The 24,075-nt window shown below is 65.9% G+C and carries 22 protein-coding genes; 8 read left to right on the plus strand and 14 right to left on the minus strand.

What is annotated here, in order from left to right:
• Positions 1-41: 41 nt before the first annotated feature.
• The gene (locus tag CSC73_RS07110; protein ID WP_163839748.1) at positions 42-821 is read right to left on the minus strand and encodes a rhomboid family intramembrane serine protease; all 780 of its coding nucleotides are present in this window, start codon (positions 819-821) and stop codon (positions 42-44) included.
• A gap of 360 nt (positions 822-1,181) precedes the next feature.
• Between CSC73_RS07110 and CSC73_RS07115 the strand changes: the two genes are divergently transcribed.
• Positions 1,182-2,348 (plus strand): class I SAM-dependent rRNA methyltransferase, encoded by a 1,167-nt coding sequence (locus CSC73_RS07115; RefSeq protein WP_163839749.1) that lies wholly within the window; start codon positions 1,182-1,184, stop codon positions 2,346-2,348.
• Between the two features lie 174 nt (positions 2,349-2,522).
• Here CSC73_RS07115 and CSC73_RS07120 read toward each other — a convergent pair whose 3' ends face one another.
• The 6 genes from CSC73_RS07120 to CSC73_RS07145 all read right to left on the minus strand — a co-directional run bounded on the left by CSC73_RS07120 (position 2,523) and on the right by CSC73_RS07145 (position 6,242).
• On the minus strand, positions 2,523-3,944 hold the full coding sequence (locus CSC73_RS07120) for an amino acid permease (RefSeq protein ID WP_163839750.1): 1,422 nt from the start codon (positions 3,942-3,944) through the stop codon (positions 2,523-2,525).
• Between the two features lie 80 nt (positions 3,945-4,024).
• Complete coding sequence (locus CSC73_RS07125) at positions 4,025-4,501, minus strand: group II truncated hemoglobin (RefSeq protein WP_163839751.1); 477 nt, start codon at positions 4,499-4,501, stop codon at positions 4,025-4,027.
• 28 nt (positions 4,502-4,529) lie between these two features.
• Complete coding sequence (locus CSC73_RS07130; RefSeq protein WP_163839752.1) at positions 4,530-4,796, minus strand: hypothetical protein; 267 nt, start codon at positions 4,794-4,796, stop codon at positions 4,530-4,532.
• 52 nt (positions 4,797-4,848) lie between these two features.
• A complete protein-coding gene (locus CSC73_RS07135; RefSeq protein WP_163839753.1) occupies positions 4,849-5,292 on the minus strand; it encodes a hypothetical protein in 444 nt (147 codons plus the stop codon).
• 54 nt (positions 5,293-5,346) lie between these two features.
• Positions 5,347-5,736 carry a YciI family protein gene (locus CSC73_RS07140; RefSeq protein ID WP_163839754.1) on the minus strand — a complete coding sequence of 130 codons (390 nt, stop codon included), beginning with the start codon at positions 5,734-5,736 and terminating at the stop codon, positions 5,347-5,349.
• A gap of 125 nt (positions 5,737-5,861) precedes the next feature.
• Positions 5,862-6,242, minus strand: coding sequence for a VOC family protein (locus CSC73_RS07145; protein WP_163839755.1), 381 nt, complete (start codon positions 6,240-6,242; stop codon positions 5,862-5,864).
• Between the two features lie 169 nt (positions 6,243-6,411).
• Here CSC73_RS07145 and CSC73_RS07150 point away from each other — a divergent pair, with 169 nt between their 5' ends.
• Complete coding sequence (locus CSC73_RS07150; protein ID WP_163839756.1) at positions 6,412-7,758, plus strand: DNA recombination protein RmuC; 1,347 nt, start codon at positions 6,412-6,414, stop codon at positions 7,756-7,758.
• 250 nt (positions 7,759-8,008) lie between these two features.
• Here CSC73_RS07150 and CSC73_RS07155 read toward each other — a convergent pair whose 3' ends face one another.
• Genes CSC73_RS07155 through CSC73_RS07185 form a run of 7 tightly spaced genes read right to left on the minus strand, consistent with a single transcriptional unit; the run spans position 8,009 to position 12,312 of the window.
• On the minus strand, positions 8,009-9,046 hold the full coding sequence (locus tag CSC73_RS07155) for an MlaA family lipoprotein (RefSeq protein WP_163839757.1): 1,038 nt from the start codon (positions 9,044-9,046) through the stop codon (positions 8,009-8,011).
• 15 nt (positions 9,047-9,061) lie between these two features.
• The gene (locus CSC73_RS07160; RefSeq protein ID WP_163839758.1) at positions 9,062-9,373 is read right to left on the minus strand and encodes an STAS domain-containing protein; all 312 of its coding nucleotides are present in this window, start codon (positions 9,371-9,373) and stop codon (positions 9,062-9,064) included.
• Complete coding sequence (locus CSC73_RS07165; protein ID WP_163839759.1) at positions 9,360-10,019, minus strand: MlaC/ttg2D family ABC transporter substrate-binding protein; 660 nt, start codon at positions 10,017-10,019, stop codon at positions 9,360-9,362. The genes CSC73_RS07160 and CSC73_RS07165 overlap by 14 nt, the downstream gene beginning before the upstream one ends.
• Positions 10,016-10,561: an outer membrane lipid asymmetry maintenance protein MlaD gene (mlaD, locus tag CSC73_RS07170; RefSeq protein WP_163839760.1), complete on the minus strand. Its 546-nt coding sequence runs from the start codon at positions 10,559-10,561 to the stop codon at positions 10,016-10,018. The genes CSC73_RS07165 and mlaD overlap by 4 nt, the downstream gene beginning before the upstream one ends.
• A gap of 4 nt (positions 10,562-10,565) precedes the next feature.
• Entirely contained in the window at positions 10,566-11,318 is a 753-nt protein-coding gene (locus tag CSC73_RS07175; RefSeq protein ID WP_163839761.1) for an MlaE family lipid ABC transporter permease subunit, read from the minus strand.
• Positions 11,318-11,527 (minus strand): hypothetical protein, encoded by a 210-nt coding sequence (locus tag CSC73_RS07180; RefSeq protein WP_163839762.1) that lies wholly within the window; start codon positions 11,525-11,527, stop codon positions 11,318-11,320. The genes CSC73_RS07175 and CSC73_RS07180 overlap by 1 nt, the downstream gene beginning before the upstream one ends.
• The gene (locus CSC73_RS07185) at positions 11,524-12,312 is read right to left on the minus strand and encodes an ABC transporter ATP-binding protein (RefSeq protein ID WP_093289596.1); all 789 of its coding nucleotides are present in this window, start codon (positions 12,310-12,312) and stop codon (positions 11,524-11,526) included. Before CSC73_RS07185 ends, CSC73_RS07180 begins: the two co-directional genes overlap by 4 nt.
• Positions 12,313-12,492: 180 nt before the next feature.
• Between CSC73_RS07185 and recC the strand changes: the two genes are divergently transcribed.
• The 6 genes from recC to CSC73_RS07215 all read left to right on the plus strand — a co-directional run bounded on the left by recC (position 12,493) and on the right by CSC73_RS07215 (position 24,074).
• Entirely contained in the window at positions 12,493-15,900 is a 3,408-nt protein-coding gene (gene recC / locus CSC73_RS07190; RefSeq protein ID WP_163839763.1) for an exodeoxyribonuclease V subunit gamma, read from the plus strand.
• Entirely contained in the window at positions 15,897-19,538 is a 3,642-nt protein-coding gene (gene recB / locus CSC73_RS07195) for an exodeoxyribonuclease V subunit beta (protein WP_163839764.1), read from the plus strand. Before recC ends, recB begins: the two co-directional genes overlap by 4 nt.
• Positions 19,535-21,484, plus strand: coding sequence for an exodeoxyribonuclease V subunit alpha (recD, locus tag CSC73_RS07200; RefSeq protein WP_163839765.1), 1,950 nt, complete (start codon positions 19,535-19,537; stop codon positions 21,482-21,484). The genes recB and recD overlap by 4 nt, the downstream gene beginning before the upstream one ends.
• 40 nt (positions 21,485-21,524) lie before the next feature.
• Complete coding sequence (gene folE / locus CSC73_RS07205; RefSeq protein ID WP_163839766.1) at positions 21,525-22,136, plus strand: GTP cyclohydrolase I FolE; 612 nt, start codon at positions 21,525-21,527, stop codon at positions 22,134-22,136.
• Between the two features lie 51 nt (positions 22,137-22,187).
• Positions 22,188-22,544, plus strand: coding sequence for an endonuclease domain-containing protein (locus CSC73_RS07210; RefSeq protein WP_163839767.1), 357 nt, complete (start codon positions 22,188-22,190; stop codon positions 22,542-22,544).
• 261 nt (positions 22,545-22,805) lie between these two features.
• Entirely contained in the window at positions 22,806-24,074 is a 1,269-nt protein-coding gene (locus tag CSC73_RS07215; protein WP_163839768.1) for a TCR/Tet family MFS transporter, read from the plus strand.
• Position 24,075 lies beyond the last annotated feature (1 nt).

Genomic DNA, 24,075 nt, shown 5'->3' on the forward strand with positions numbered 1-24,075 from the left:
GGACAAAACCTGTTCGAATGACTGTCGCTACGGATGTCCGATCAGGAACTCGGCGGATCGCGCGGGGGAAAGCGCAGGATCACGCCGCGCGATCCTTCGTCCTGGGGCCGCACCCACAGCACCGGCACTTCGCGCGGTGCGGGCGGTTCCAGTTCGTCGTCCAGCGGCGCGAGGTTTTCTTCCTCGTCTTCCCAGCTGTAGCGCTTGCGCGGCAAAGCGGGATCCAACTTGCGGAACAGCAGCGCGGCCAGCAGGCCGCCCACCGCGCCGCCCAGGTGCGACTGCCAGGACACACCGGGTTCGTGCGGCAACACGGTCAGCAACATGCCGCCGTAGAACAGGAACGCGATCATGCCGGTGGCGATGGCGGGCCGGTCGCGGCGCAGCACGCCCAGGCCGAAGATCAGGAACATCAATCCATGGGTCACGCCGCTGGCGCCGAGGTGGCGCGACCCGGCATCGCCCAGCAACCACGCGCCGAGTCCCGATCCGATCCACAGCAACGGCAACGACCACAAAGTGGCGCGCGGATACACGCTGCCGGCCAGCGTGCCCAGCATCAGCAGGGCCACGCCGTTGGCGGCGATATGCTCCACCGACCCGTGCAGGAGCGGTGCGGTGAGCACGCCGAGCAGGCCTTGCGCGCTATGCGGCGCAACGGCGAACGGCGCCCAGTCGAAACTGCCCTGCGCCGAATACACCAGGATCAGCGTCAGCACGAAGGCCAGGCTGATGTTCAGGGCACGGATCAGGCGGCGGCGGTCGGTCTTGCCTTGCCGTTCGGCGTCGTAACGCGGGTCGTCGGGGTGATGCGGGTCCATGGGACTTGGATGGCGGCGGGTTGAGGGAATGCAAGGGTGGGCGGAGCCGGGATGGTGAATCCCGTGGCCTTCGCGCGCAGGAAAAGTGTGAATGGGCCACCTCTCCCCTCGTGGGAGAGGTCGACGCGCTTGCGCGGCGGGAGAGGGGCGAGCGGAGCCGGCGCGCTTAGCTCGATGAGGTTTTTCAACAATCCAAAAGCCGCTTGTTGAGCAAAGCCGGGGGCCGAAGTTTTCCTCTCCGCTCGCCCCGCATCCGCCCTACGGGCACCCCGTATCAAGTACGGGGCAGGCTCTTCTCCCACAAGGGGAGAAGGGGGCTCTGCCAAGGTCGGAGATAGTCTCAGCCGGTAGAATGCACGCATGAATACCCCACTCCCCACCGTTCACCTAAAAAACGCCTGGCGTTCCAGCCACCCTTGGATCTTCCAGAAACTGGTGGCCAAGCCCGAACAGAAACCCAAACCCGGCAACATCGTCGATGTGATCGGCGTGGAAGGCGAATGGATCGGCCGCGGTTTCTACAACGGCCACTCGCGTATCGCCGTACGCATCCTGGAAACCGATCCCGACATCGCCGTCGATGCCGGCTGGTTCTCGCGCAAGATCGCCGAAGCGGTTTCCCTGCGGCGCGACATACTGAAGCTGGACGAAGTCTCCAACGCCTGGCGCGTGGTGCATGCCGAAGGCGACGGGCTGTCCGGCCTGGTGGTGGATCGTTACGACGATCTTCTCGTGGTCGAGTTCTTCAGCGCGGGCATGTTCCGCCACCGCGAGTGGATCTACGAGGCGTTGAAGGAACAGTTTCCCGGCGCGCGTTTCTACAGCTTCGCCGAAGAACACGTGCAGAAGCAGGAAAGCTTCGATTTCCGCGGCACCGAACCGCCAGCGCCGGCCATCATCAGCGAATACGGCGTGCGTTTCCGCGCCGACCCGGCCGGCGCGCACAAGACCGGCTTCTTCGCCGACCAGCGCGAAAACCGGCAGTGGCTTTCGCAGCAGGTCGCCGGCAAGCGGGTGCTGGATCTGTGCTGCAACACCGGCGGTTTCGGCGTGTACGCCAAGGTGCGCGGCGCCGAGGAAGTGGTGGGCGTGGACATCGACGAGGACGTGATTTCCATCGCCAAGGGCAACGCCAAGCTCAACGATGTGAAATTGAAGTTCGTGCAGGCCGACATCTTCCCGTGGCTGCGCGATGCGGGCAACGCGAAGGATCTGTACGACGTGGTGATCCTGGACCCGGCCAAGATGACCCGCGACCGCGAACAGGTGATCGCGGCGCTGAAGAAATACCTGGACATGAACAAGCTGGCGCTGGGCGTGGTGAAGCCGGGCGGATTGTTCGCTACCTTCTCCTGCACCGGACTGGTCAGCGAGCAGGAGTTCCTGGACATGCTGCGCCGCGCCGCTTATTTCTCAGGCCGCACCATCCAGATCCTGAAAGTCTCGGGCGCCGGCGCCGACCATCCGTTCATGGCGCATGCGCAGGAGTCGCGGTATCTGAAGGCGGTGTTCTGCCGGGTGTTCTGATGCTCTTGCCCCCTTTGCAAAAGGGGGCTGGCAGTCGCGTAGCGGCTGACGGGGGATTTGCTCTTGCTCTTGCTTTTCCGAGTCAAAGCAAGAGCAAGAGCAAATCCCCCTCAATCCCCCTTTTTCAAAGGGGGAGGTAAACGGCTCCTCTTCTTCAAAGGGAGAGACGAGAGGTTAGGCATCCCCGCCCTTGGCCAGCAGACTCGCACGCCGGCCATAAGCCAGGTAAGCCACCAGCCCGACCGCATTCCAGATCAGGAAATACAGCTGCGTGCGTTGCGGCAGGCTCCAGAACAGGTACAGGCAGCCGAAGATCGCGATAGGTCCCACCACCCACGCCAGCGGCGTGCGGAACACGCGCTTGCGCGAAGGGTCGCGCTTGCGCAGCACCAGCAGGCACACCGACACCGCGATGAAGGCGGCCAGGGTGCCGGCGTTGGCCAGCGCGGCTATTTCGTCCAGGCGCGCCACGCCGGCCAGCGCGGCCACCAAAATCGCGGTGAACAGCGTGGTGGCGATGGGCGTGCCGGTGCGCTTGTTGACCTTGGACAAGCCGCGCGGCAGCAGGCCGTCGCGGGACATCACGAAGAAGATGCGGCTCTGGCCGTACAGGAACGCCAGCAGTACCGTCGGCAGCGCGATCACCGCCGCGAGACCAATGATCGTGGCTGCGTTGCCCTGTTTGAGTTCCCGCAGGATCAATGCCAGAGGCTCAGGGCTGTTGCCGAATACGGCGTAGCTCAAAGCTCCAACCGCGGCCAGCGCAACGATCATGTAGATCAGCGTGCAACCAACCATTGAGCCAATGATGCCGATGGAAAGGTCACGCTCCGGGTTCTTGGTTTCCTCGGCGGCGGTGGAGATCGCATCGAATCCGTAGAAGGCGAAGAAGATGATCGCCGCCGCAGCCATCACGCCGCGCTCAACCCCGTCTGCGCCCATCGATTTGGAGAAACCGAACGGCATGAACGGCTCCAGCCGGATAGCGTCGAAATGGGGAAGAGCGATCGCGACGAAAATCGCCAGCGCTATCACTTTCACCACCACCAGCGCCGCGTTCAATGTGGCGCTTTCGCGCGTGCCAGCCATCAGCATGCCGGCGACCACGAATACGATACCCACCGCCGGAATGTTGATGAAACCTCCCGCATGCGGGCCTGCCGTCGCCCAGAGCGGCAGGTCGATGCCGATTCCTTTGAGAATCCCGACCATGTAGCCCGACCACCCGACCGCCACCGTACTCACCACCAGCGAATATTCCAGGATCAGGCTCCAGCCCACGATCCAGGCCAGGGTTTCGCCCAGCACGATGTAGCTGTAGGTATAGGCGCTGCCGGCGGCCGGCATCATGGTGGCCATCTCCGCGTAGGCCAGCGCCGCGCAGGCGCAGACGATGCCGGCGATGGCGAAGGACAAAAGCACCGCCGGTCCCGCCAGGTTGGCGCCGACGCCGATCAGGGTGTAGATGCCGGTGCCGACAATGGCGCCGATGCCCAGCGCGATCAGGTGCGGCCAGCTCAGGCTGGGAACCAGCCGCCGGCCTTCTTCGTGCACGGTCACCTGGTCGATGGATTTGCGCCTGAGCCAAGTCTGCATGCGAGCCCCTGAGTTTGTTTCTGGAAAAGGTGGCACATAGTGGCGCATCGACCGCGCCGATGCGATATGCGCTGCGGCGATCAGCCGCCGGGCGGCAGATAGGGGCCCTTGGTTTCGCCCCAGCCCCAGCGCGGCATCGGCGCGTTTTCGTCCGCCTCCGCGCCGTCCTGGGAGTTGATCACCGCCAGCCGCGATCCCCATTCCAGATAGCCGACCAGTGCCGAGCGGAACTCCGGATCGTCCGGCAGCCCCAGTTCGTCGGCGGTATCCAGCAACAACGCCACCCATTCGCGCCGCTGGGCCTGGCTCAGATGACGGTTGAGGTGCTGGCGGATCATGTGCGGGTGACCGCCATGAGCGGCCGAGTACTCCGCCGGCCCGCCCAGCACTTCGGCCAGGAACGCGGCGACATGCTGTGGGTGTTCGCTGTCCATGTGCGCGAAGATCGGCGCCAGGATTTCGTTGTCGTGCACGCGTTGGTAGAAGCGCGCGGTCAGGCGGTTGAGGGCGTCGCTGCCGCCGGCCCATTGGTAGAGGGTGGGAATAGGGTTGGTCATACGCAGGTCTCAGAGCCTGTTGGCGATTTCATGGTGCGTTGCTGCTGTTGCTGTTGCTGTTGCTGTTGCCGTTGCCGTTGCCGTTGCCGTTGCTGCTGTTGCTGCTGCCGTTGCTTTGCCCCCTTTTGCAAAGGGGGCCTACGGGGGATTTGCTCTTGATCTTGATCTTGATCTTGCTTTTGTCTGTTGCTCCTAGAAGCAACATCAAGATCAAGAGCAAATCCCCCTCAATCCCCCTTTTGCAAAGGGGGAGGTCCGGATGAGTGGCGCGCCCCGAGCCAGAATCGGCGCCCATGTCGTCGGTGTCCAGCTGGCGATGTCGCAGCGCCGCCCTTCACCGCAGGCGGTCAGGCGGCGGTGGAGCGATTGAACAGGCTCTGCACGCTCGGTTTGCCCAGCACCATGAACGTCGCCACGCCGAGCGCCGTGCCGAAGGGAATCGACAGACAGGTAATGCCGGCGATCACCTGGCAGAAGGTCCGCGACCGGCGTTGCCTGAGGTATTTGCCGGTGAGGAACTTGGCGATCGCCATGCCTGCGCCGAACAGGAAGAACAGCCCGCCGAAGATGCCGAACATCCAGCCCATCATGTGCGGCGGCATGGCATCGGCATGCTGGCCGGTCTTCGCCGCGGATGAAATGACCGCGCCCATCATCACGCCCATGAACATGTACATCAGGCCGAACAGGGAAAAGAACCCGCTGACGCCGGCCGAAATGTAGTAGCCGATGGAAAGCAGGCGCAGGTGTTCTTCGTCGAGGATCGATTGCTTGAAGGCGAGGTCGGTCACGGGTGCCGCTCCTTGGGTGATGGCTGGATGGTATCCGGCTTGTGGAGTTCCGTGTCAGCTCGGCGTTTCGTTGGTCACGTTGTACGCGCTGCCCTTCTGCGGATCTATCGGCCGGATCTCGTAGAACAGGCCGTATTGCATGCACGGATTCTGCGCGGCCAGTTGCGCGGCTTCTTCCAGGCTGTGCGCCAGGATGAACCAGTAGCCGCCCACGACTTCCTTGGATTCACCGAAAGGTCCGTCGGTCACCACGCCCTTTTTCTTCGAAACCGTCGCGCCGGGCGTATCCAGGCGCTGGCCGGTCTTCATTTTTCCTTCGGCGATCATGCGTTCCAGCCAGTCGTAAAACTCGTCGATGGCCACCTGGATGTCGGCGGGCGCGGCGTCCTTGTCCCATTGGCCGCGGGAGAGGATCAGGTATTCGGAAGGCGCCTGGTCGGTCATGATGGTTTCCAAAGTGGTGGAAGGATCGTAGACGGCAAAGCGTATCGAAACCTGCGGGCGCCCGGCTGTGCCAAGACGGGCGATTGCCCGCCCTAGGGCAGACCAATAGGCAGCCCGTTCAAAAGCTAATCCCAGAGGTTCGCGTTTTTGGGAAAACCGGGCCGCTGGACGCGTACTACGCAGAACCGTTGCCCAGTTGGGGCCTGCATCACCACCCACCGCTCCAAACGGTCGACGACGCTGGCGCCCAGTTTTTCCAGGCGAGCCACTTCGGCGGGAATGTCGTCGGTTTCGATGTCGATGTGCACCCTGCTTTCATGCTCGACGCGCTGGATCTGCACGATGGGTTCGTCGGGCGGGGTTTCCAGCATGCGGTAGTTGCCGCGGGTGCCGGGGTGGTCGGGATCCATCGCGCGGCCCAATGCACCGGCCCAGAAGCCGGCGGCCTGATCGACATCGGGCGTGTTGCAATCGATCAGCAGGGCGCAGAGTCGGGAGTGGTGCATGGGCTTACCTGCAGGTTTGGATATCGAGGCCAATAACGTAGCCCGCGAAGAGCGCCGCGAGACCCGGGACGCGGGGTCTAGCGATCAGATGCCGCGTGACCGTTCGCGGCAAATCAACTGTGAGGTCTCACGGCTCAACCCCTGAGACCGACCCCGCTACACTGTCCCCATGGATACCAACACCCTCCTGCTGATCCTCCTCGTCCTGGCCGCAGTCGCCGTCGTCCTGCTGGTCGTCCTGCTCCTGCGCCGCCCCGAGCAGCGCCTGGAGCTGGCCCTGCGCGAGGAACAGCGCAGCGGGCGTAGCGAGTTGCGGGAACAGCTGGACAGCCTGTCCAGGCAGCAGGAAACCCGGATCGAAGGCTTCGGACGCAACCTGACCGAGCTGAGCACCCGTACCGACCAGCGCCTGGACCTGCTGCGCGAAGCCCTGGGCGAAGACGCCCGCAAGGGCCGGCTGGAAAGCAGCGAACAGCAGCAGCGTTTCAGCGACACCCTCAGCCAGCGCCTCAACGAACTGACCCAGCGCAACGAACTGCGCATCGGCGAACTGCGCGCCACCCTGGAATCGCGGCTCAAGGAACTGCAGGCCGACAACACCGCCAAACTCGAACAGATGCGCCAGACCGTGGACGAAAAACTGCACGCCACCCTGGAAACCCGCCTGACCGAAAGCTTCGGCAACGTCACCGCCATGCTGGCACAGGTGCACCAGGGCCTGGGCGACATGAACAAACTTGCCGCCGACGTCGGCGGACTGCAGCGCGTGCTCAACAACGTCAAGTCGCGCGGCGTGTTCGGCGAAGTGCAGTTGGCCGGATTACTGGAGCAGGTATTCGCACCCGACCAGTACGCGGCCAATGTCGCCACCGTGCCCGGCAGCAGCGAGCGCGTGGAATTCGCCGTGCGCTTCCCCGGCTCTTCCGCCGACTCGGTGGTGTGGCTGCCGATCGACGCCAAATTCCCGCGCGAGGATTACGAGCGCCTGCTCGACGCCCAGGAAAAAGCCGACGCCGATGGCGCGCGCGCCGCGGGCGATGCGCTGGAACGCCGCGTGCGCCTGGAAGCGGCACGCATCCGCGACAAATACGTTTCCCCGCCCAGCACCACCGAATTCGCCATCCTGTTCCTGCCCACCGAAGGCCTGTACGCCGAAGTGCTGCGCCGCCCCGGCCTGGTCGATGCATTGCAGCGCGACCAGCGCATCGCCGTCGCCGGCCCCACCACCTTGCTCGCCCTGATGACCAGCTTCCACATGGGTTTCCGCACCCTGGCCATCGAAAAGCGTTCCAGCGAAGTGTGGAAGACCCTGGGCGCGGTGAAGACCGAATTCTCCAAGTTCGGCGACGTGCTGGACTCGGTGAAGAGCAAACTGGACCAGGCCAGCACCCAGATCGAAAAGACCGGCGTGCGCACGCGGGCCATCGAGCGCAGGTTGCGCGAGGTGGAGTCGCTGCCTAGCGAGGGGGAGCCGGGGTTGCTGGGAGATGTGGCCGCCAGTGACGAGGCGGAGTAGCTCGATTTTCCACCTCTCCCCTTGTGGGAGAGGTCGACGCGCTTGCGCGGCGGGAGAGGGGAAGAGCGAAGCAGGAAAGCTTCAGATCATTGGGTTCGATCAACAATCCAGAGCCGCTTGTTGGGGGTTTGCTGAAGATTGAGGCTTTCATTCTTCGTTCGCCCCTCTTCCGCCCTGCGGGCACCTTCTCCCACAAGGGGAGAAGGGAATCAGCCACGTTCCCCCGCAAGGGGAGAAGGGAACAACAGCCTCAACCGCCCGGCGTCGGCACGATCGCCGGCATCGCGTCCATCGGTACGGTGGGGTTGTCTTCTTCTTCCAGCAGGTAATCGGGCAGATTCTCGTCGTCCGACTTCTTGCGGTCCTCGCCAATCTGGTAGTTGCGGCGCTGCAGCCACGAATCGCGGAACAACGCGTACTCGTCAACTGCGCCTTCGCGCAAGGAATCGATCGACAACAGCTGCGCGCGCACGTCGACCAGCTGCAGCCCCTGCAGGAAGAAGCGGGTCTTGTCGCTTTCCACCTGGCGGATCGGCGACAGCGGCGCGTCGCCGACCAGGCCGAACACATCGCGCACCGTGCGCGGACCGAACAGCGGCAGCTCCACGTAGCGCGAGCGCTTCCAGCCCCACACGCCCAGGGTCTGGCCGAAATCCTCGTTCTTGCGCGGCAGCTTGGCGTCGCTGGCCGGATCGAAGATGCCGCCGATGCCCAGCGTCGAATTCAACAGGAAACGGCCCAGCGACTGTCCGGCCTGCTTGGGCTTGCCCTGCAGCAGACTGTTGAGCGCGGTGATGGGCTCGCCCAGGTTGCTGAAGAAATTGCTGACGCCCAGCCGCACCGGACGCGGCACCACCTTCACGTAGCCGCGCGCCAGCGGCCGCGCGATGGTGCGGTCCACCGCGTTGTTGAAGGTGTGCACCTTGCGGTTGAGTTTTTCCCACGGATCGTACGACTTGGGCATTTCCACGCCGGGCGGCAGGGTGGGGTCGGCGACCGGGTTGTATTCATCCTGGCCGTAGATGGCGGCGAAGTCGTCTTCGGCGGCGGTCTCAGCGCCGGCGGTAGTCGTGGCGGGCGCCGCCGGAAGTCCGCTGGCGTCGGTCACGGCCACGGCGCCGGCATCGGCTTGATCGGCCGCCGGCGCTTGGACCGGTGGGGCCTCCGGAGCCTGGCCAACCACGAGGGTCTCGGCCGGAGGCGGCGCGGAGGCGGTGGGCTTGGTCGATGCGCAGGCCGAAGCCAGCGCAGCGACAACAACGACGACAGCGATGCGTAACAGGTTCATCCCGTTTCCTGGGTATTACGGCGTGGGGGTGCCGGGGAAATCCAGCCCGGACGTCAATCGATAAGCGGTGCGCAGTTCGGACAGGCCTGCGGGCTCGCCTTCTATGTGCGGAGCCGCGCCTGCCGCGCGCAAGCGCGCGGCCAGTTCGGCCAACAATGCCAGCCCGGCGCTGTCCACGGAAGTGACTTTGGTCAGGACAATGCGTTGCGCGCCCGCCAGCATTTTGCTGGCCGAGGGCCACAAAGCGGCGGCCGCGGCGCGGTCCAGCGCGCCGGCGAAAACCAGGGCGTCGCCGACGCGCTCGGCGCTGGCGTCAGTTGCTGCCATTGGCCTGCAGCTTGCCGGCGCGCAGGTCGGCGGCGACCTGGGCGATGGATTTCTGCCGCAGCGGGGCGTCGAACTGGTTCTTGAAGGTCTGCACGTAGGAAATGCCTTCGATCATCACGTCGAACGCTTTCCATTGGCCGCCGACGTTGCGGATCAGGTAGTCCACCGGAATCGGGTCGCCGCCGTCGCGCAGCATCTCGCTGGAGACCTTGACCCCGCGGTTGCCGGGCAGCGGCGATTCGGACTTGATGCGCACGCGCAGCTTGGTGTTGAAGTCCAGCAGCGAGGTGCCGTAGCGGGCCGTCAGGTTGTCGGCCAGGGCGTCGGCGAACAGCTTCACATCGGCGTCGGATGCGCCGCGGCCATGCACGCCCAGCACCAGGCGGGCAGCGTAGTCGCGGTCGAACATGCGGTTGAATTCGGTGGTGATGAACTGCTTGAGCGCGGGCGGGCTCTTGCGGAATTCGGCACGGCGCTGCTCCAGCGTGGTCAGGATGCGCGTGCTGCTGTCCAGCACCACTTTGCTGGCGCTGCCCTGGGCTGCGGGCGCGGCGGCGGCCGCTTTGGCGGTTTGGGCGCCGGCCAGCAAGGGAGCGCCGGCCAGCAGCGCGGAGGCGATGACGAGAGAGAGCAGGGACTTCTTCATTTGGCGGGTTCCTCGGTGGGCGGGGTAGCGGCGGGCGGGGCGCTGGCGTCGGTGCTGCTTGCATCGCCGGAGCCGGCCGGCTTGCCGCCGCCGCTGAACATGTATTTGCCGACCAGCTGCAGCAGGTCGACCGCGGGTTGGGTGTAGGCGATCTCTTCGCCGGGCTTCAGGACTTCCGGGTCGCCGCCGGGAGAGAGGCCAATGTAGTTCTCGCCCAACAAACCGCTGGTGAAGATGCCGGCCGAGGTATCGGCGGGCAGGTCCTTGTATTCATTATTGATGTCGAGGGTGACCACCGAATCGAACTTCACCGGGTCCAGCGCGATCTTCGACACCTGGCCGATGACCACGCCGCCGATCTTCACCGGCGCCTGCGGACGCAGCTGGCCCAGGTTGGTGAAGCGCGCGGTCAGCTCGTAGCTGCTGCTGCCGAAGCCGAACTTCTTGTTGGTCGAAGCAATCGCCAGCACCAGCAGCGAAGCCAGCGCCAGGACAAGGAAGGCGCCGACGGCGAATTCTAGACGGGGTCCACGGACGGCCATGGCATCAACTCCTGAACAACAAGGCGGAAAGAACGAAATTGAACATCAGCACCAGCAGCGAGGCGTTCACCACCGCGCGGGTGGTGGCCACCGAAGTGCCTTCGATGGTGGGCTCGGCATGGAAGCCTTCGTAGGCGGCAACCAGGGCGCAGGTGCCGCCGAACACGGCCGACTTCAACAGGGCTACGCCGAAGTCGTCCCAGAAATCGACGCTGTTGCTCAGCGCCGACCAGAACACGCCGTTGTCCAGTCCCAGTACGTGCACCGCTTCCAGGTAGCTGGCGCTGATGGCCAGGCTGCAGAAGAAGCCGGTCAGCAGCGGCACGGTCAGCACCGCGGCCCAGAAGCGCGGGGCCACGGCCTTGGCCACCGGGTCGATGGCCATCAGCTCCAGTGCCTTGATCTGGTCGGTGGCGCGCATCAGGCCCAGCTCGGCGGCGATCGAGGAGCCAGCGCGCCCGATGAACAGCAGGGCGGTCAGCACCGGGCCCAGTTCGCGGTACAGGGACAGCCCCAACAGCGTGGACAGGGCGTCGGAAGCGCCGAAAGTGGTCAGCGTGCGGTAGCCCTGCAGGGTCAGCACCAGGCCCACGAAGGCGCCGCCCACGGCGATGATCGGCAGCGAACGCGCGCCTATTTTGTATATTTCGCGGGTAAGTTCGGCGAAAAAGTCCTTGGTCGGCTTCGAGGACCGGAGCACCGACAGGGTGAACAGGCCGGCGCGGCCGACGGAGCGGATGGAGGCGGCAAGGGGCATCAGTGCACCGTCCCGATCATCTGAACAGGCAGGCGCCCGGAACAGCCCCCTTTGAAAAAGGGGGCGACAAGACGCGACAGCGGCTTGTGGGGGATTTGCTCTTCGCGCGAAAAGCAAATCCCCCGTCGCCCGCTTCGCGGCCGCCCGCCCCCTTTTTCAAAGGGGGCAAACCCCAGCGCGTCGCAGCGATGGAATTTCGACTTGTTCATGCCGCCTCCGTCCGTGGTGTCGCATCGAAGCCGATCGGCCCGTCCGGCTGCCCGCGCAGGAACTGCTGCACCAGCGGATCGGTGGTGGCTTCCAGTTCCGCCGGGGTGCCGGAGAACACGATGCCGCCGTTGGCGATCACCACCGCCTGATCGGCGATGGGCAGGGTTTCGTGCACATGGTGGCTGACGATGATGCTGGTCAGGCCCAGGGTGTCGTTGAGGCGCTGGATCAGGCTCATGATCACGCCGCTGGCTATCGGGTCCAGCCCGGTCAGGGGTTCGTCGTAGAGCATCAGCGGCGGGTCCAGCGCCAGTGCGCGTGCCAGCGCCACGCGCCGGGCCATGCCGCCGGAGAGTTCGCGCGGGTAGGCGTCGGCCGCCGCCCGCAGGCCCACGGCGTTGAGTTTGAAGGCGACCACGCGCTCGATCAGCGCCGCCGGCAATCGGGTGTGGGTACGCAGGGGCAGGGCGATGTTTTCGCCCACGCTCAGATCGGTCAGCAGGCCGTTGCCCTGCAGCAGCACGCCGATGCCCTTGCGCATTTCCAGCAGGTGGCGGGTGCCGCGGGGCACCGGCTTGCCGAACACCTCCACCGTGCCCGCCGCAGGCGGCAGCTCGCCGGTCAGCGCCGCCAGCAAGGTGGATTTTCCGCTGCCCGACGGACCCAGCACCGCAGTGATGCTGCCGCGCGGCACCGACAGGTCGATGTCGCGCAGGATGGTGCGCCCGCCCCGGTCTAGCCGGGTGTTGGACAGGCGCACTGCGGGCGAATCGGGGGAGGTCATCGGCACGGGCAACTCCGGAACAGCCGTGAAGCATCAGGGTAGATGGCTGAACAATAGTGCACTGTCCAGTTTCATTTTTTGCATTTTTTGCCGTGCAGGCAATGGCAGGCCGGGCGCCGCCGCACCCGGCGCGCAGGCATGGTCGCGGCAGATGCGACCGCTCTACGGCAAGATGACGGCATGCCCGAACGCCCGCAGGCCGATTTCCGCCTTTACCCTTCCAACGATCTGGACGTGCTGGCCGGCGTGCTGGGCGAGCTGTTGCGCGCGCCCGGCGATGGCGACTGGTGGCGCGAGGAATGGGTGCTGGTGCCGCAGTTCTCCATGCGCCGCTGGCTGCAGCAGTCGCTGGCCGAGCGGCTGGGCATCTGCACCAACGTGCGTTTCGTGACCCCGGGCGAGTTCGTCGAGCATGCGCTGGAGGCCAACCTGGGCGCCGCGCCGCCCGCCGACCGGCTGATGCCCGAAGTCCTGCGCTGGCATCTGCTGCGCGAGCTGGAAACGAACCCGCCCCGGGAATTCGCAGGCTTCCTTTCTGGCGTGGACCCCAGACGCAGCTGGTCGCTGGCCGTTTCGCTGGCCGATACTTTCGAGAAATACCAGGCGTGGCGCCGCGAGGATCTGCTGGGTTGGGAACGCCGTGCGCCGCGCGATGATGCGCAGGCGCAACTGTGGAAAAAAATCGGCAGTGGGCGCGCACACCGTGCGCGCCGCATCGGCGAGTATCTGCAACGGTTCGGCGGCCAGGGTGGCCAAGCGCCCGCCGGATTGCCGGCAAGGCTGTTCGTGTTCGCCTGCCAGAACATCTCGCCCGACGTGCTGCAGGTCGTCGCCAGCCAGGCGCGCGCGGGCCTTCAGCATTTCTTCCTGCATACGCCGTCGCGCGCCTATTGGGGCGACTTGAACCGATGGGCAGCCGACTACCGTCCCGACCAGGACGACCGCTTCGGCGGCGAGAATCCTCTGCTGGCCGCGTGGGGCCAGGCCGGCCGCGATTTCATCGCCGCCCTGGGCGGCGGAGAAACCGTGCGCGCCCGTTTCGAAACGCCCGCCTTCACCCAGCCGCTTGCCTACACGCTGCTCGGCCGCCTGCAGCAGGATGTGTTGGAAAACAGGGCGCCGCTCGCCGATGCCGCCGCCGGCGAGTCCTGGCCCCGCCAGCGCGTCGATACCGCCGACGTCAGCCTGCAATTCCACGCCTGCCATACCCGCCTGCGCGAAGTGCAGGTGATGCACGATCAGCTGCGCGCCCTGCTGGAAGAAAAAGCCTCGCCCGGCCGCGAGCGCATCGACCCGCGCGATATCGCCGTGCTGATGCCGGACGTGGACGCCTACGCGCCGCATGTGGAAGCCGTGTTCGGCGGCGCGCTGGGAACCCCGCGCGAAATTCCCTACACCATCGCCGATACCAGTCCGCTGGCCAGCGCGGCGATCGCCGAAGCCTTCCTGCGCCTGCTCAGACTGCCGATGCAGCCGCTGACGCTGACCGACGTGATCGACCTGCTGGCGGTGCCGGCGCTGGCCGAACGCTTCGACGTGGACGACGCCGACCGCGCGCGCCTGCAGGACTGGCTGCAGGCCAGCGGCGCGCGCTGGGGCCTGGATGGCGCCGACCGCGAACGCCACAACGCCAGTGGGGAAAGCGCCTACACCTTCGAATTCGCACTGGATCGCTTGCTGCTGGGCATGGCCAGCGGCGCGGACGACATGATCGCCGGCGTCGCGCCGTGGCCGGAACTGGAAGGGCAGTCCACGCAATCGCTGGATGCGCTGGTGCGGCTGCTGGCCGCATTGCGCAGCTTCGGCACGCGCCTGCAGGGGCCGCATGCACCGGGCGAATGGTCCGAACTGCTGGCGGAGATGATCGCCGCGCTATTCGCCGCCGAGCCGCGCGATCCTTCCGAGCGCGCGGTGCTGGAGCGCCTGCACCAGGCGGTGGCCGACTTCGCCGATAGCGCGCACCTGGCCGCGTTCGAGCAACCGGTGGCGCACAGCGTCGCCCTGGATCACTTCCAGGCCGAACTGGCCAGCAGCGATGCGCGCGCGCCGTTCCTGTCCGGCGGGGTGTGCTTCGGCAAGATGGTGCCGATGCGCTTGATCCCGTTCCGCGTGATCTGCCTGTTGGGCATGGAGGAAGCGGCGTTCCCCGCACGCGACGGGCGCGATCCGGTCAACCGCATCAACCAGGCGCTGGACAGCGCGCAGCGCCGCGTCGGCGATCCTTCACGGCGGGATGCGGACCGTTATCTGTTCCTGCAGCTGTTCTCGTCCGCCAGCCGTGTTTTCTACCTCAGCTGGATAGGCATGGACGCGCGCGACGGCAGCAAGCGCGAACCTTCGATGCTGGTTTCCGAGCTTCTCGACGTTGCGGCGCGTTATCACCAGGGCGAAGCCGGGCAAGCCGATGGGGAACCGGTACGCGAGCGATTGATCGTGCGGCATGCATTGCAGCCGTTCTCGCCTGCGGCGTTCGGTGCGGCGTTGCCGGAGGAAAGGCAGGGCGATGCGCGCCGTTTCAGCTACGACGCGCGCTGGCATCCGGCGGCGGATGCGGCCATCGGCAGCGACGAGCGCGAAGTCTTCGCGCCCGCGCGCCCGCTTCGCCAGCAAGAACCGGAAACCATCGTCTCGCTCGCGCAGCTGCGCGGTGCGCTGATGCGGCCGCACGAGTTCTATTTGCAGCAAGGCGTGGGTCTGCGCCTGCCGGAAGAAGAAGCGGCGCTGGAAGAACACGAGCCGTTCGGCACGCCAGACGCGCTGGCGCGGTACGGTTTGCGCCAGCGCGTTTTCGACACCTGGTGCGAATCGGGCCAGGCGCCGGATCTGCAATCGCTGCAATCGCAACTGCTCGCGCGTGGCCTGCTTGCGCCGGGCGCCGATGGGATGGCGGTGCTGCAAGGGGTGATCGAGGAAGTGGCGCCGTTCGCCGAAGCTGCGGTGCAGGCCGGCTTCGCAGGCCCCAGCGAGTCGATGCCGTTCGAGTTGCCGCTACCGCAAGGCATGCTGATGGGCGCGCTGGATCGCATCTATCCGCAAGGCGTGCATTCGCAAGGCGTGCGTTTGCAAGGTGTGTTCCGCGCCGTGCTCAATCCCAATGGGCGGCATGGCGGCCACGCGTTGAGGCATGGGCTCGACTGGCTGGTCGCTTCCGTGCACGGACTGCCGCTGTACGAACTGTCCGCAGAAAAGAAAGGCGCGACGCCGCAGATATTGGTGCGGGCTCCCTTGCCGCCGGATGACGCGCGCCGGGCATTGTCTTCGCTGCAGGCATTGCGTGGTTACGGCATGGGGCGGCCTTTGTGCTTCCTTCCCAAGAGCGGTTATGCCTGGTGGCTGACCGCGCAGGTCGATCCCGGCAAGGCGTTGGCCGAAGCGCAGAAAGTGTGGGGCGGTGGCGACGACGACTTCGGCGGGCCGGGCGAAGCGCAGGCCGCGACCCTCCTGGCCCTGCGTGGACGCGATCCTTTCCTGGATGGCGATGCGGATTCCCTCGATGCGTTCGAACTGCTGTCGCATCTGATCTTCAGCGCGGTCGAGCGCGGCGAAGCCTTCGACGCGAAAGCTCTGACAGGAGCGAGGCTGTCATGAGCGACGCGGTCTTCGACATCGACCTGCACCAGCGCAACCTGATCGAAGCCAGCGCCGGTACCGGCAAGACCTACGCGCTGGCCGGCCTGTTCGCGCGCGCGGTGATCGCCGAGCGGTTGCGGGTGCCGCAGATCCTGGCGGTGACCTATACCGTCGCCGCCACCCAGGAACTGCACGAACGCGTGCGCCTGCGTCTGCAGCAGGCGCTCGATCTCGCCCATGCCTGGCGCGAGGGCGACGGCGAAACCCAGGAAGGCGACGCTGCGGAGACGGCGATGCTCCGCCGCTTGCTCCATCGGTCGCTCACGGCCGAACCGCGCGAATCGTTGCCCGCGCTGCGCCAGCGGCTTGCGCGCGCGCTGCGCGAAATGGACCTGGCGGCCATCGCCACCATCCACGGCTTCTGCCAGCGCGTGCTGCGCGAGCATGCGCTGGACACGCGGCAACCGCTGATCGCTTCGGAACTGGAAACCGGCAGCGCCGCGCATCGCGAAAAACTGGCGGCGGATCTGTGGCGCGCCTTCTCGCGGGACCAGGAAGGCGCGGCTTTCCTGCGCCGCCGGTTCGGACGCCTGGAAGATCTGGCCCGGCGCCTGCGCTATCTACTCGCGCCCGAGCCGCTGCTTCCGCCCGCCCCGCAGGCGTTGGCCGACCCGCGGCCGCAACTCATGCAAGCATGGGCACAGGTCTGCCACCTGTTCACCCTGCACGGAGAATCGGCCTGCGGGAAAATCGACGAAGCCATCGCCGACTCCGTGCTCAATGCCAGCCAGTACAAGGCCGAGCATGCTTCTTCGCTGCGGCGCTGGCTGCAATCCGTTACGCGCTCGCCGTCGCCCCCGCTCGAGCTGCATCCCAAGTTGCACAAGTTCATCCCCGCCGCACTCGAGAAAGGCACGCTCAAGGCCAAGGCCGGACGCACTCCGCAATCGCCCTTGTTCGATGGCTTCCAGCCGCTGGTCGATGCGGTGGCTGCCGTCGAGCTTTGGCGCGAGGCGCACGACTTGCAGCAGCTGCATTCGCTTCGGGACGAGGCGGTGCGGCGCGAGCGCGCTCGCAAGCAGGCTTTCAACGTACGCGACTACGACGACCTGATCGGAGAATTGCACGAGGCGGTGGCCAACGACCCGGGAACGCTGGCCGGCGCATTGCGCAAACAGTTCCCCTGCGTGCTGGTCGACGAATTCCAGGACACCGACGCACGCCAGTGGGAAATCTTCTCGCGGCTGTTCGGCGAGGGAAGCCTGATCCTGGTCGGCGATCCCAAGCAGGCGATCTACCGCTTCCGTGGCGGCGACGTGAACACCTACGTGAAAGCGGCGGACACCGCACAGCGCGAAAGCGCGCTGGACCGGAACTTCCGTTCGCGGCCCTGCGTGATCGATGCGCTCAACACCCTGTTCCAGTCGATGCCGGAAGGCGCATTGGGCGAGGGCATCGCTTTCCTGCCCACCGAAGCGGGCGGCAAGGCCGGCGATGCCGATTTCCTGATGGACGGCCTGCCCGCCCCCGCGATCCATTTCCATGCGATCCCCGCCGCGGAAAGCGGCAAGGACTACACCAAGCCCGTCTCGGTGCGCATGGCCGCCGAACTCTGCGCCGGCGACATTCTGCAACGGCTGCAGCCCTCCCATGGATCGCCGTTGTCGATAAAGGATCGGCGCACGCAAACGATTAGGCCACTGCAACCGCGCGATTTCGCCGTGCTGGTGCGCGACCATCGCCAGGCCGCCGAGATCCGGCACGCGTTGTCGGTGCGCGGCGTGCCGGCGGTCGCTTCGGGCAAGGAAAGCCTGTACCAGAGCGAGGAAGCGCAGGACTTGCTGACCTTGCTGCTGGCGCTGCGTTCGCCCGGCGACGAACGCCGTCTGCGCGCCATGCTGGCGACGCCGTTGCTGGGATGGGACGCGCAACGCATCGTCGCGCTGGACATGGAGGCGCGCGATCGGTGCGGCGAAGAGCTCGTCGCCAGCGACGTCTCCGCGTCGGGTACTACGGGGCAGGCCTTGCGGCAATGGCAGCAGGACCTGGTGGCCTGGCGCACGCGCTGGGAGCGGCACGGCCCGCAGGCGATGCTGGCCGAAGTGCTGGCCGCCAACGCCGAGCGCCTGCTGCGACAGGCTGGCGGCGAGCGGCGCCTGACCAACTACCTGCAGCTGGGCGAATTGATGCAGTCCGCATCGGGGCGCAATCTGGGTACACAAGGCCAGCTGGATGCGCTGCGTCACGATATCGTGCACGCCGATGGCGAGAACGAAGCGCAGCAGCCGCGTCTGGAATCCGATGCCGGCCGCGTGCAGATCCTCACCCTGCACAAGAGCAAAGGCCTGGAGTTTCCGCTGGTGTACCTGCCCTTCGCGGGTATCGGCCGGCAGGAAAGAATCAACGGGCTGGCCATGTACACCGATGAAGGCGGGCGGCGCGTGCGCCAATGGGAAACCGCCCAGCTCTTCGACGGCGCGCCTGCCTGGGCCGACGCAAGGCGGCTGCATCTGAAAGAAGAAGCGGCCGAGGATATGCGCCTGCTGTACGTCGGCCTGACCCGCGCCAGCGAGGCGTTGTGGGTGTGCTGCGGTCCGCTGTCCCAGCATGGCAATGCGTCGTTGAATCGGCTGATGGGCGCCGCTGCGCCTACCCCGGAACTGAGAGCGAGGCTAGGCGACAAAGCGGCTTTCAGCGAAGGCTTTCCACCCGTGGGCAAGCCTGCGCGGCTGTCGCCGCTGTCCTCCGAACGCGTGCCCCAGCCACGCATCGCGCAACGCCGGCTGCATCGCGACTGGTGGATCCACAGCTTCAGCCAGCTGCACAAACAGCAGTCGCACGGCGCCAGCGCGATGATCGAAACGCTGCCCGCAGACGACGAAGCGCCGCTGGCTTCCCTTGGGCCTTCGCGCCCGCGCCAGTTCTTCGGCTCGCGCTTCGGCAACGTGCTGCATCATGCCCTGGAGCATGTCGACTTCGCCGCATGGCGCGATCACGGCGGCGAATGGCCGCCGGTTTCGCAGGAACGTTTCCTTATCGATGCGCTCAACAGCCAAGGCTATCCGCAACGCATGCACGAAGCCGGCATCCGCGAACTGGCGCCGCTGGTCGCCCGCACGCTCAACGCCGCGTTGCCCGAAGGCGTGCGCCTGTGCGATCTGCCGGCGGAAGCGCGCCTGGTCGAACTGGAATTCCATTTGGCTTTGCGCGGCGCCACCAGCCATGCCTTCCTTGAGCTGCTGCACCGCCACGGCGTGGCCCTGGACCGCAACGACTTCGGCGTATGGACCCAGCTCAGCGGCCTGATGAACGGCAAGATCGACCTGACCTATCGTCATGGCGGACGCGTCTACGTGATGGACTACAAGTCCAACGATCTGCCGGCCTACGACGCAGCCGCGCTTTCCCACACCATGGCGTCGAGCGAGTACGACCTGCAGGCCTTGCTCTACACCCTGGCGGTGCACCGCTGGATGCGGTTGCGGGTGGGGCCGTCCTACGACTACGACCGCGATTTCGGCGGCGTGCGCTATGTGTTCTGCCGCGGCCTGGATGCCGCCGATCCGGCGCAGGGTATGTTCGTGCCGCGCTTCGCGCGCGAGCTGGTCGAAGCGGTGGATGCGTTGCTGGTGTCGCCGATGGAGCAGGCGGCATGAACCTGATCGCCTACCTGCAGCGTTCGCAAGACAGCCTGCGCGCGGTGGATGTCGCATTGGCCGATACCTTGCGTCGGTTGGATCCTGCGTCGGATGAGCTTGTGCTCGCCGGGGCGGCATTGGCTTCGCTGGCCGTCGGCACCGGACACACGGCCTGCGATCCGGCACGGCTGCAACTGCTGCTGGGAAGCGTGCCGGGTTTGCCCGAAGCGGACGAATGGATCGCGGCCTGGCGTGCATCGCCCTGGGTGAGCGAACCCGAAGCGGACATCGCCGCACCGGCCTCATTTCCCTTGGTGCTGGAAAACGGATTGCTGTACCTGCGCCGTTATCGCGAATACGAACGCGGCCTGGCTTCTGGCCTCAAGCGCCTGGCGGCGCAATCGCTTGCCGGTGCCGACCTTGCGGCGATACGGCCGCTGTTCGACGCGTTGTTCCCGGCCGCGCAAGAGGGCGATCGCCAGGCGCGCGCGGCGGCACTGGCCCTGGTGCAGTCGCTGTTGTTGATTACAGGCGGCCCGGGCACCGGCAAGACCACCACCATCGCGCGCCTGTTGCTTCTGCTGATCGCGCAGGCCGATGCCGATGGCGCCGCGCTGCGTATCGCGCTGGCCGCGCCGACCGGCCGCGCCGCTGACCGCATGTCGGAGAGCCTGCATGCCGCTGTCGCGAACCTTGAAGCCTCGCCGCTATTGCAGCCGAAGTGGCTGGTTGCGCTGCCCCGGCAGGCCAGCACCCTGCATCGCCTGCTCGGCAGCCGGCCGGGCAGTCCGCGTTTCCAGCATCATGCCGGCCAGCCGTTGCCGTTCGACGTGATCGTGGTCGATGAAGCCTCGATGGTGGACATGCCGCTGATGAGCAAGCTGGTGGATGCCGTGGCCGACGGCGCGCGGCTGATCCTGCTCGGGGACCGCGACCAGTTGCCTTCCGTGGAAGCAGGCGACGTACTGGCCGCCATCGGCGATGCGGCGGGCGATGGAGACACGCTTCCCGAGGCGCTGGCTTCCTCCCTGGCGCCGTTGCTGTCGTCCAACGCGCGTAGGAGCGATGTGAGTCGCGAAACGAGTTGGACGGCTCACGACAATCCCGAACAGGGCGATATGTTCGATTCGAAGGACATGGGCTCTTCCATCGCGACTCACGTCGCTCCTACGGTCGTTCCTAGCGCCGCATCTGCGGTAGAGCATTCACCGCTGTTCGGCCATCGCGTCCAACTCATGCGGGGGTATCGCCAGTCCGCCGAACTGGATCTGTCTCCCCTGGCCCATGCCGTGCGCGAAGGCGATGCCGATGCCGCGCGGGGTTATCTGCGCGATGGCCGGCTGCGCGGCGTGCGTTTCCACGAAGAGGCGGGCAGTCCGCTGGTTTCCGATGCCCGCAACGCGCTTCTCGCCCATTGGCGTGCGATGGCGGCCGAAACCGAACCCGTCGCTGCGCTGGCGGCCGCCGACCGCCTGCGCCTGCTGACGGCTTTGCGCGAAGGCCCGCAAGGCGCGTCCACGCTCAACGCGCAGATCGAGGAGGCGCTGGCAGGGGCGCAGCGCGAAACCTACTTCCACGGCCGCCTGCTGCTGGTCACCGAGAACAGCTACCGGCACGGCCTGTTCAACGGCGATGTCGGCATCTGCCTGCGCCAGCCGGACGGCAACATGGCGGTTTTCTTTCCAGATGGCGGCCGGGACGTGCGCGCCTTCCATCCGGCCGCTTTGCCCGCGCACGCCAGCGCCTTCGCGCTGACGGTGCACAAGGCGCAGGGTTCGGAATTCGACCAGGCCTGGATCGTGCTGCCGCAGCAGGACGCACGCACGCTGACCCGCGAGCTGCTTTACACCGCGCTGACCCGCGCCCGCAATGGGGTGCATCTGTTCGCGCGCGAAGACATCCTGCGCACTCTGCTCGCGCGCAAGGCACAGCGCGTCACCGGACTGGCGGGGCGCCTGGCCTGATGCGTTACCATCCACGCCCCCGCACGGGATTTCTCCGCCCATGAGCAACCACAAGAAAACACCCGCAAAGTCCGCCGTCACCAAAGACCAGGCCGAAGCCGCCGTACGCACGCTGCTGGCCTGGGCGGGCGAAGACCCGACCCGCGAAGGCCTGCTGGACACGCCCAAGCGCGTGGTCGAAGCCTATGGCGACTGGTACAGCGGCTACAGCGAGGATCCTCGCGAATTCCTGGAGCGCACCTTCAAGGAAGTGGCCGGCTACGACGAGATGATCGTGCTGCGCGACATCGAATTCGAAAGCCACTGCGAGCACCACATGGCGCCGATCATCGGCAGGGCGCACGTGGGCTACCTGCCCGACGGCAAGGTAGTGGGCATCAGCAAACTGGCGCGGGTGGTGGAAACCTACGCGCGCCGCTTCCAGGTACAGGAAAAGATGACCGCGCAGATCGCCGGCTGCATCCAGGACGTGCTGCAGCCGCTGGGCGTGGGCGTGGTGGTGGAAGGCATGCACGAATGCATGACCACCCGCGGCATCCACAAGCGCGGCGTCAGCATGATCACTTCCAAGATGCTGGGCAGCTTCCGCGAGGATGCGCGTACGCGCGCGGAGTTCCTGCGCTTCATCGAGGCGGGGAACGGGAAGCGCTAGAGTGGGGTGATCTTTCCCTGAGCGGAAAGGGATTTGGGACAAGGAGGTCTCATGCCAAGAATCTCCAATTCGTTGCTGCATGCAAAGCGCATGCATCGATCGGCTACGGATGCCGAAGCAAAACTGTGGCGAAACCTGCGGGCGGGGCGACTCGCCGGATACAAGTTCAGAAGGCAGCAGCCCATCGGCCGCTGCATCGTGGATTTCGTCTGCTTTGAACAGCGGCTTGTCGTCGAGGTGGATGGTGGGCAGCACCTTGAAGCGCAGCTTTCGGACGCCCTGCGTACGGAATGGCTGGAGAGTGAAGGTTTCCGGGTTCTGCGGTTCTGGAATGACGATGTGCTGCTGCGTACGGACCTGGTTCTGGCAGAAATACTGAGAATGTTGAGCATCAAGCGAGGCCAATGACCCACCTCTCCCCTCGTGGGAGAGGTCGACGCGCCTGCGCGGCGGGAGAGGGGCGAGCGGAGCCAGTAAAGTTGCCCCAGTAGTGTGGCTGTCGCATTCGGTATCGAACGTTGCGTTGACCACATTGGCCATGGATTGCTACTCCGCTCACCCCTCTTCCGCCCCCGTATCAAGTACGGGGCAAGCTCTACGGGCACCTTCTCCCACAAGGGGAGAAGGGAAAAGCTAAACTGCGCTCTTTCATTGTCATCCGGCCATCCTGTGAACGCAGTTCCCACATCCGGCAAGCGCAACGCCGCACTCATATTCATCTTCGTCACCGTACTGATCGACGTGCTGTCGTTCGGCGTGATCATTCCGGTGCTGCCGCATCTGGTGCAGGATTTCGTAGGTGGCAGCATCGCCAGCGCCGCCTATTGGGTCGGCATCTTCGGCACCGTGTTCGCGGCCATCCAGTTCGTCAGCTCGCCGATCCAGGGCGCATTGTCGGACCGCTTCGGCCGGCGTCCGGTGATCCTGCTCTCGTGCCTGGGGCTGGGCCTGGACTTCATCTTCATGGCGCTGGCCAATTCGCTGCCGTGGTTGATGATCGGCCGCATCATTTCGGGTGTCGCCTCGGCCAGCTTCACCACCGCCAACGCCTACATCGCCGACATCACTCCGCCGGAGCAGCGCGCCAAGGCGTTCGGCATGATCGGTGCCGCTTTCGGTCTGGGTTTCATCATCGGACCGCTGATCGGCGGCCAGCTCGGCGAAATAAGCCTGCGGTTGCCGTTCTGGTTCGCAGCGGGATTGGCGTTGCTGAATTTCCTGTACGGCTGGTTCGTGCTGCCCGAATCGCTGCCGAAGGAAAAGCGCGCCAAGCGGTTCGATTGGTCGCACGCCAACCCGTTCGGTTCGATGCTGCTGTTGAAAAGCTATCCGCAGGTGTTCGGTTTGGCCGCGGTGGTGTTGCTGGCGAACCTGGCCCATTACATCTATCCCAGCGTGTTCGTGTTGTTCGCCGACTATCGCTACCAGTGGGGCCCGCGCGAAGTGGCCTGGGTGCTGGCCATGGTCGGTGTGTGCAGCGTGATCGTGCAGGCCGGCCTGATCGGGCCGCTGGTCAAGCGCATGGGCGAACGCCGCGCGTTGTTGTTCGGGCTCGCCTGCGGCGTGGCCGGGTTCGTGATCTACGGTTTCGCCTCGGTGGGCTGGGTGTTCCTGATCGGCATTCCGATCAGCGCGCTGTGGGGAATGGCCGGTCCCGCTACCCAGGCGTTGATCACGCGCCAGGTCGGCGCCGACGTCCAGGGTCGCATCCAGGGCGCATTGATGAGCCTGGTCAGTCTGGCGGGAGTGTTCGGTCCGATGCTGTTCGCGAGCACCTTCGGATTGTTCATAAGCGAGAACGCGCCTGCGCGATTGCCCGGCGCGCCGTGGCTGCTGGCCGCGGTACTGCTGTTCGGCGCTTGGCTGGTAGGCTGGCGTTACGCTCGCACGCCCCATCCCGCGCCCGCCAGCTGGTCGCGCGCCGAACAGGAGCCATGAA

Source organism: Pseudoxanthomonas sacheonensis, from assembly GCF_010093305.1.
Taxonomy (GTDB): Bacteria; Pseudomonadota; Gammaproteobacteria; order Xanthomonadales; family Xanthomonadaceae; genus Pseudoxanthomonas_A; species Pseudoxanthomonas_A sacheonensis.

Bases quoted from the DNA above. Each gene is read 5' to 3' on its own strand.
- folE (WP_163839766.1), top strand. From the start codon at position 21,525: ATGAGCAACCACAAGAAAACACCCGCAAAGTCCGCCGTCACCAAAGAC.
- mlaD (WP_163839760.1), bottom strand. From the start codon at position 10,561: ATGGCCGTCCGTGGACCCCGTCTAGAATTCGCCGTCGGCGCCTTCCTT.
- CSC73_RS07175 (WP_163839761.1), bottom strand. From the start codon at position 11,318: ATGCCCCTTGCCGCCTCCATCCGCTCCGTCGGCCGCGCCGGCCTGTTC.
- CSC73_RS07140 (WP_163839754.1), bottom strand. From the start codon at position 5,736: ATGACCGACCAGGCGCCTTCCGAATACCTGATCCTCTCCCGCGGCCAA.
- CSC73_RS07110 (WP_163839748.1), bottom strand. From the start codon at position 821: ATGGACCCGCATCACCCCGACGACCCGCGTTACGACGCCGAACGGCAA.
- CSC73_RS07155 (WP_163839757.1), bottom strand. From the start codon at position 9,046: ATGAACCTGTTACGCATCGCTGTCGTCGTTGTTGTCGCTGCGCTGGCT.
- CSC73_RS07165 (WP_163839759.1), bottom strand. From the start codon at position 10,019: ATGAAGAAGTCCCTGCTCTCTCTCGTCATCGCCTCCGCGCTGCTGGCC.
- recB (WP_163839764.1), top strand. From the start codon at position 15,897: ATGAGCGACGCGGTCTTCGACATCGACCTGCACCAGCGCAACCTGATC.
- CSC73_RS07180 (WP_163839762.1), bottom strand. From the start codon at position 11,527: ATGAACAAGTCGAAATTCCATCGCTGCGACGCGCTGGGGTTTGCCCCC.
- CSC73_RS07160 (WP_163839758.1), bottom strand. From the start codon at position 9,373: ATGGCAGCAACTGACGCCAGCGCCGAGCGCGTCGGCGACGCCCTGGTT.
- CSC73_RS07150 (WP_163839756.1), top strand. From the start codon at position 6,412: ATGGATACCAACACCCTCCTGCTGATCCTCCTCGTCCTGGCCGCAGTC.
- recC (WP_163839763.1), top strand. From the start codon at position 12,493: ATGCCCGAACGCCCGCAGGCCGATTTCCGCCTTTACCCTTCCAACGAT.
- CSC73_RS07130 (WP_163839752.1), bottom strand. From the start codon at position 4,796: ATGGGCGCCGATTCTGGCTCGGGGCGCGCCACTCATCCGGACCTCCCC.
- CSC73_RS07185 (WP_093289596.1), bottom strand. From the start codon at position 12,312: ATGACCTCCCCCGATTCGCCCGCAGTGCGCCTGTCCAACACCCGGCTA.
- recD (WP_163839765.1), top strand. From the start codon at position 19,535: ATGAACCTGATCGCCTACCTGCAGCGTTCGCAAGACAGCCTGCGCGCG.
- CSC73_RS07145 (WP_163839755.1), bottom strand. From the start codon at position 6,242: ATGCACCACTCCCGACTCTGCGCCCTGCTGATCGATTGCAACACGCCC.
- CSC73_RS07115 (WP_163839749.1), top strand. From the start codon at position 1,182: ATGAATACCCCACTCCCCACCGTTCACCTAAAAAACGCCTGGCGTTCC.
- CSC73_RS07125 (WP_163839751.1), bottom strand. From the start codon at position 4,501: ATGACCAACCCTATTCCCACCCTCTACCAATGGGCCGGCGGCAGCGAC.
- CSC73_RS07120 (WP_163839750.1), bottom strand. From the start codon at position 3,944: ATGCAGACTTGGCTCAGGCGCAAATCCATCGACCAGGTGACCGTGCAC.
- CSC73_RS07210 (WP_163839767.1), top strand. From the start codon at position 22,188: ATGCCAAGAATCTCCAATTCGTTGCTGCATGCAAAGCGCATGCATCGA.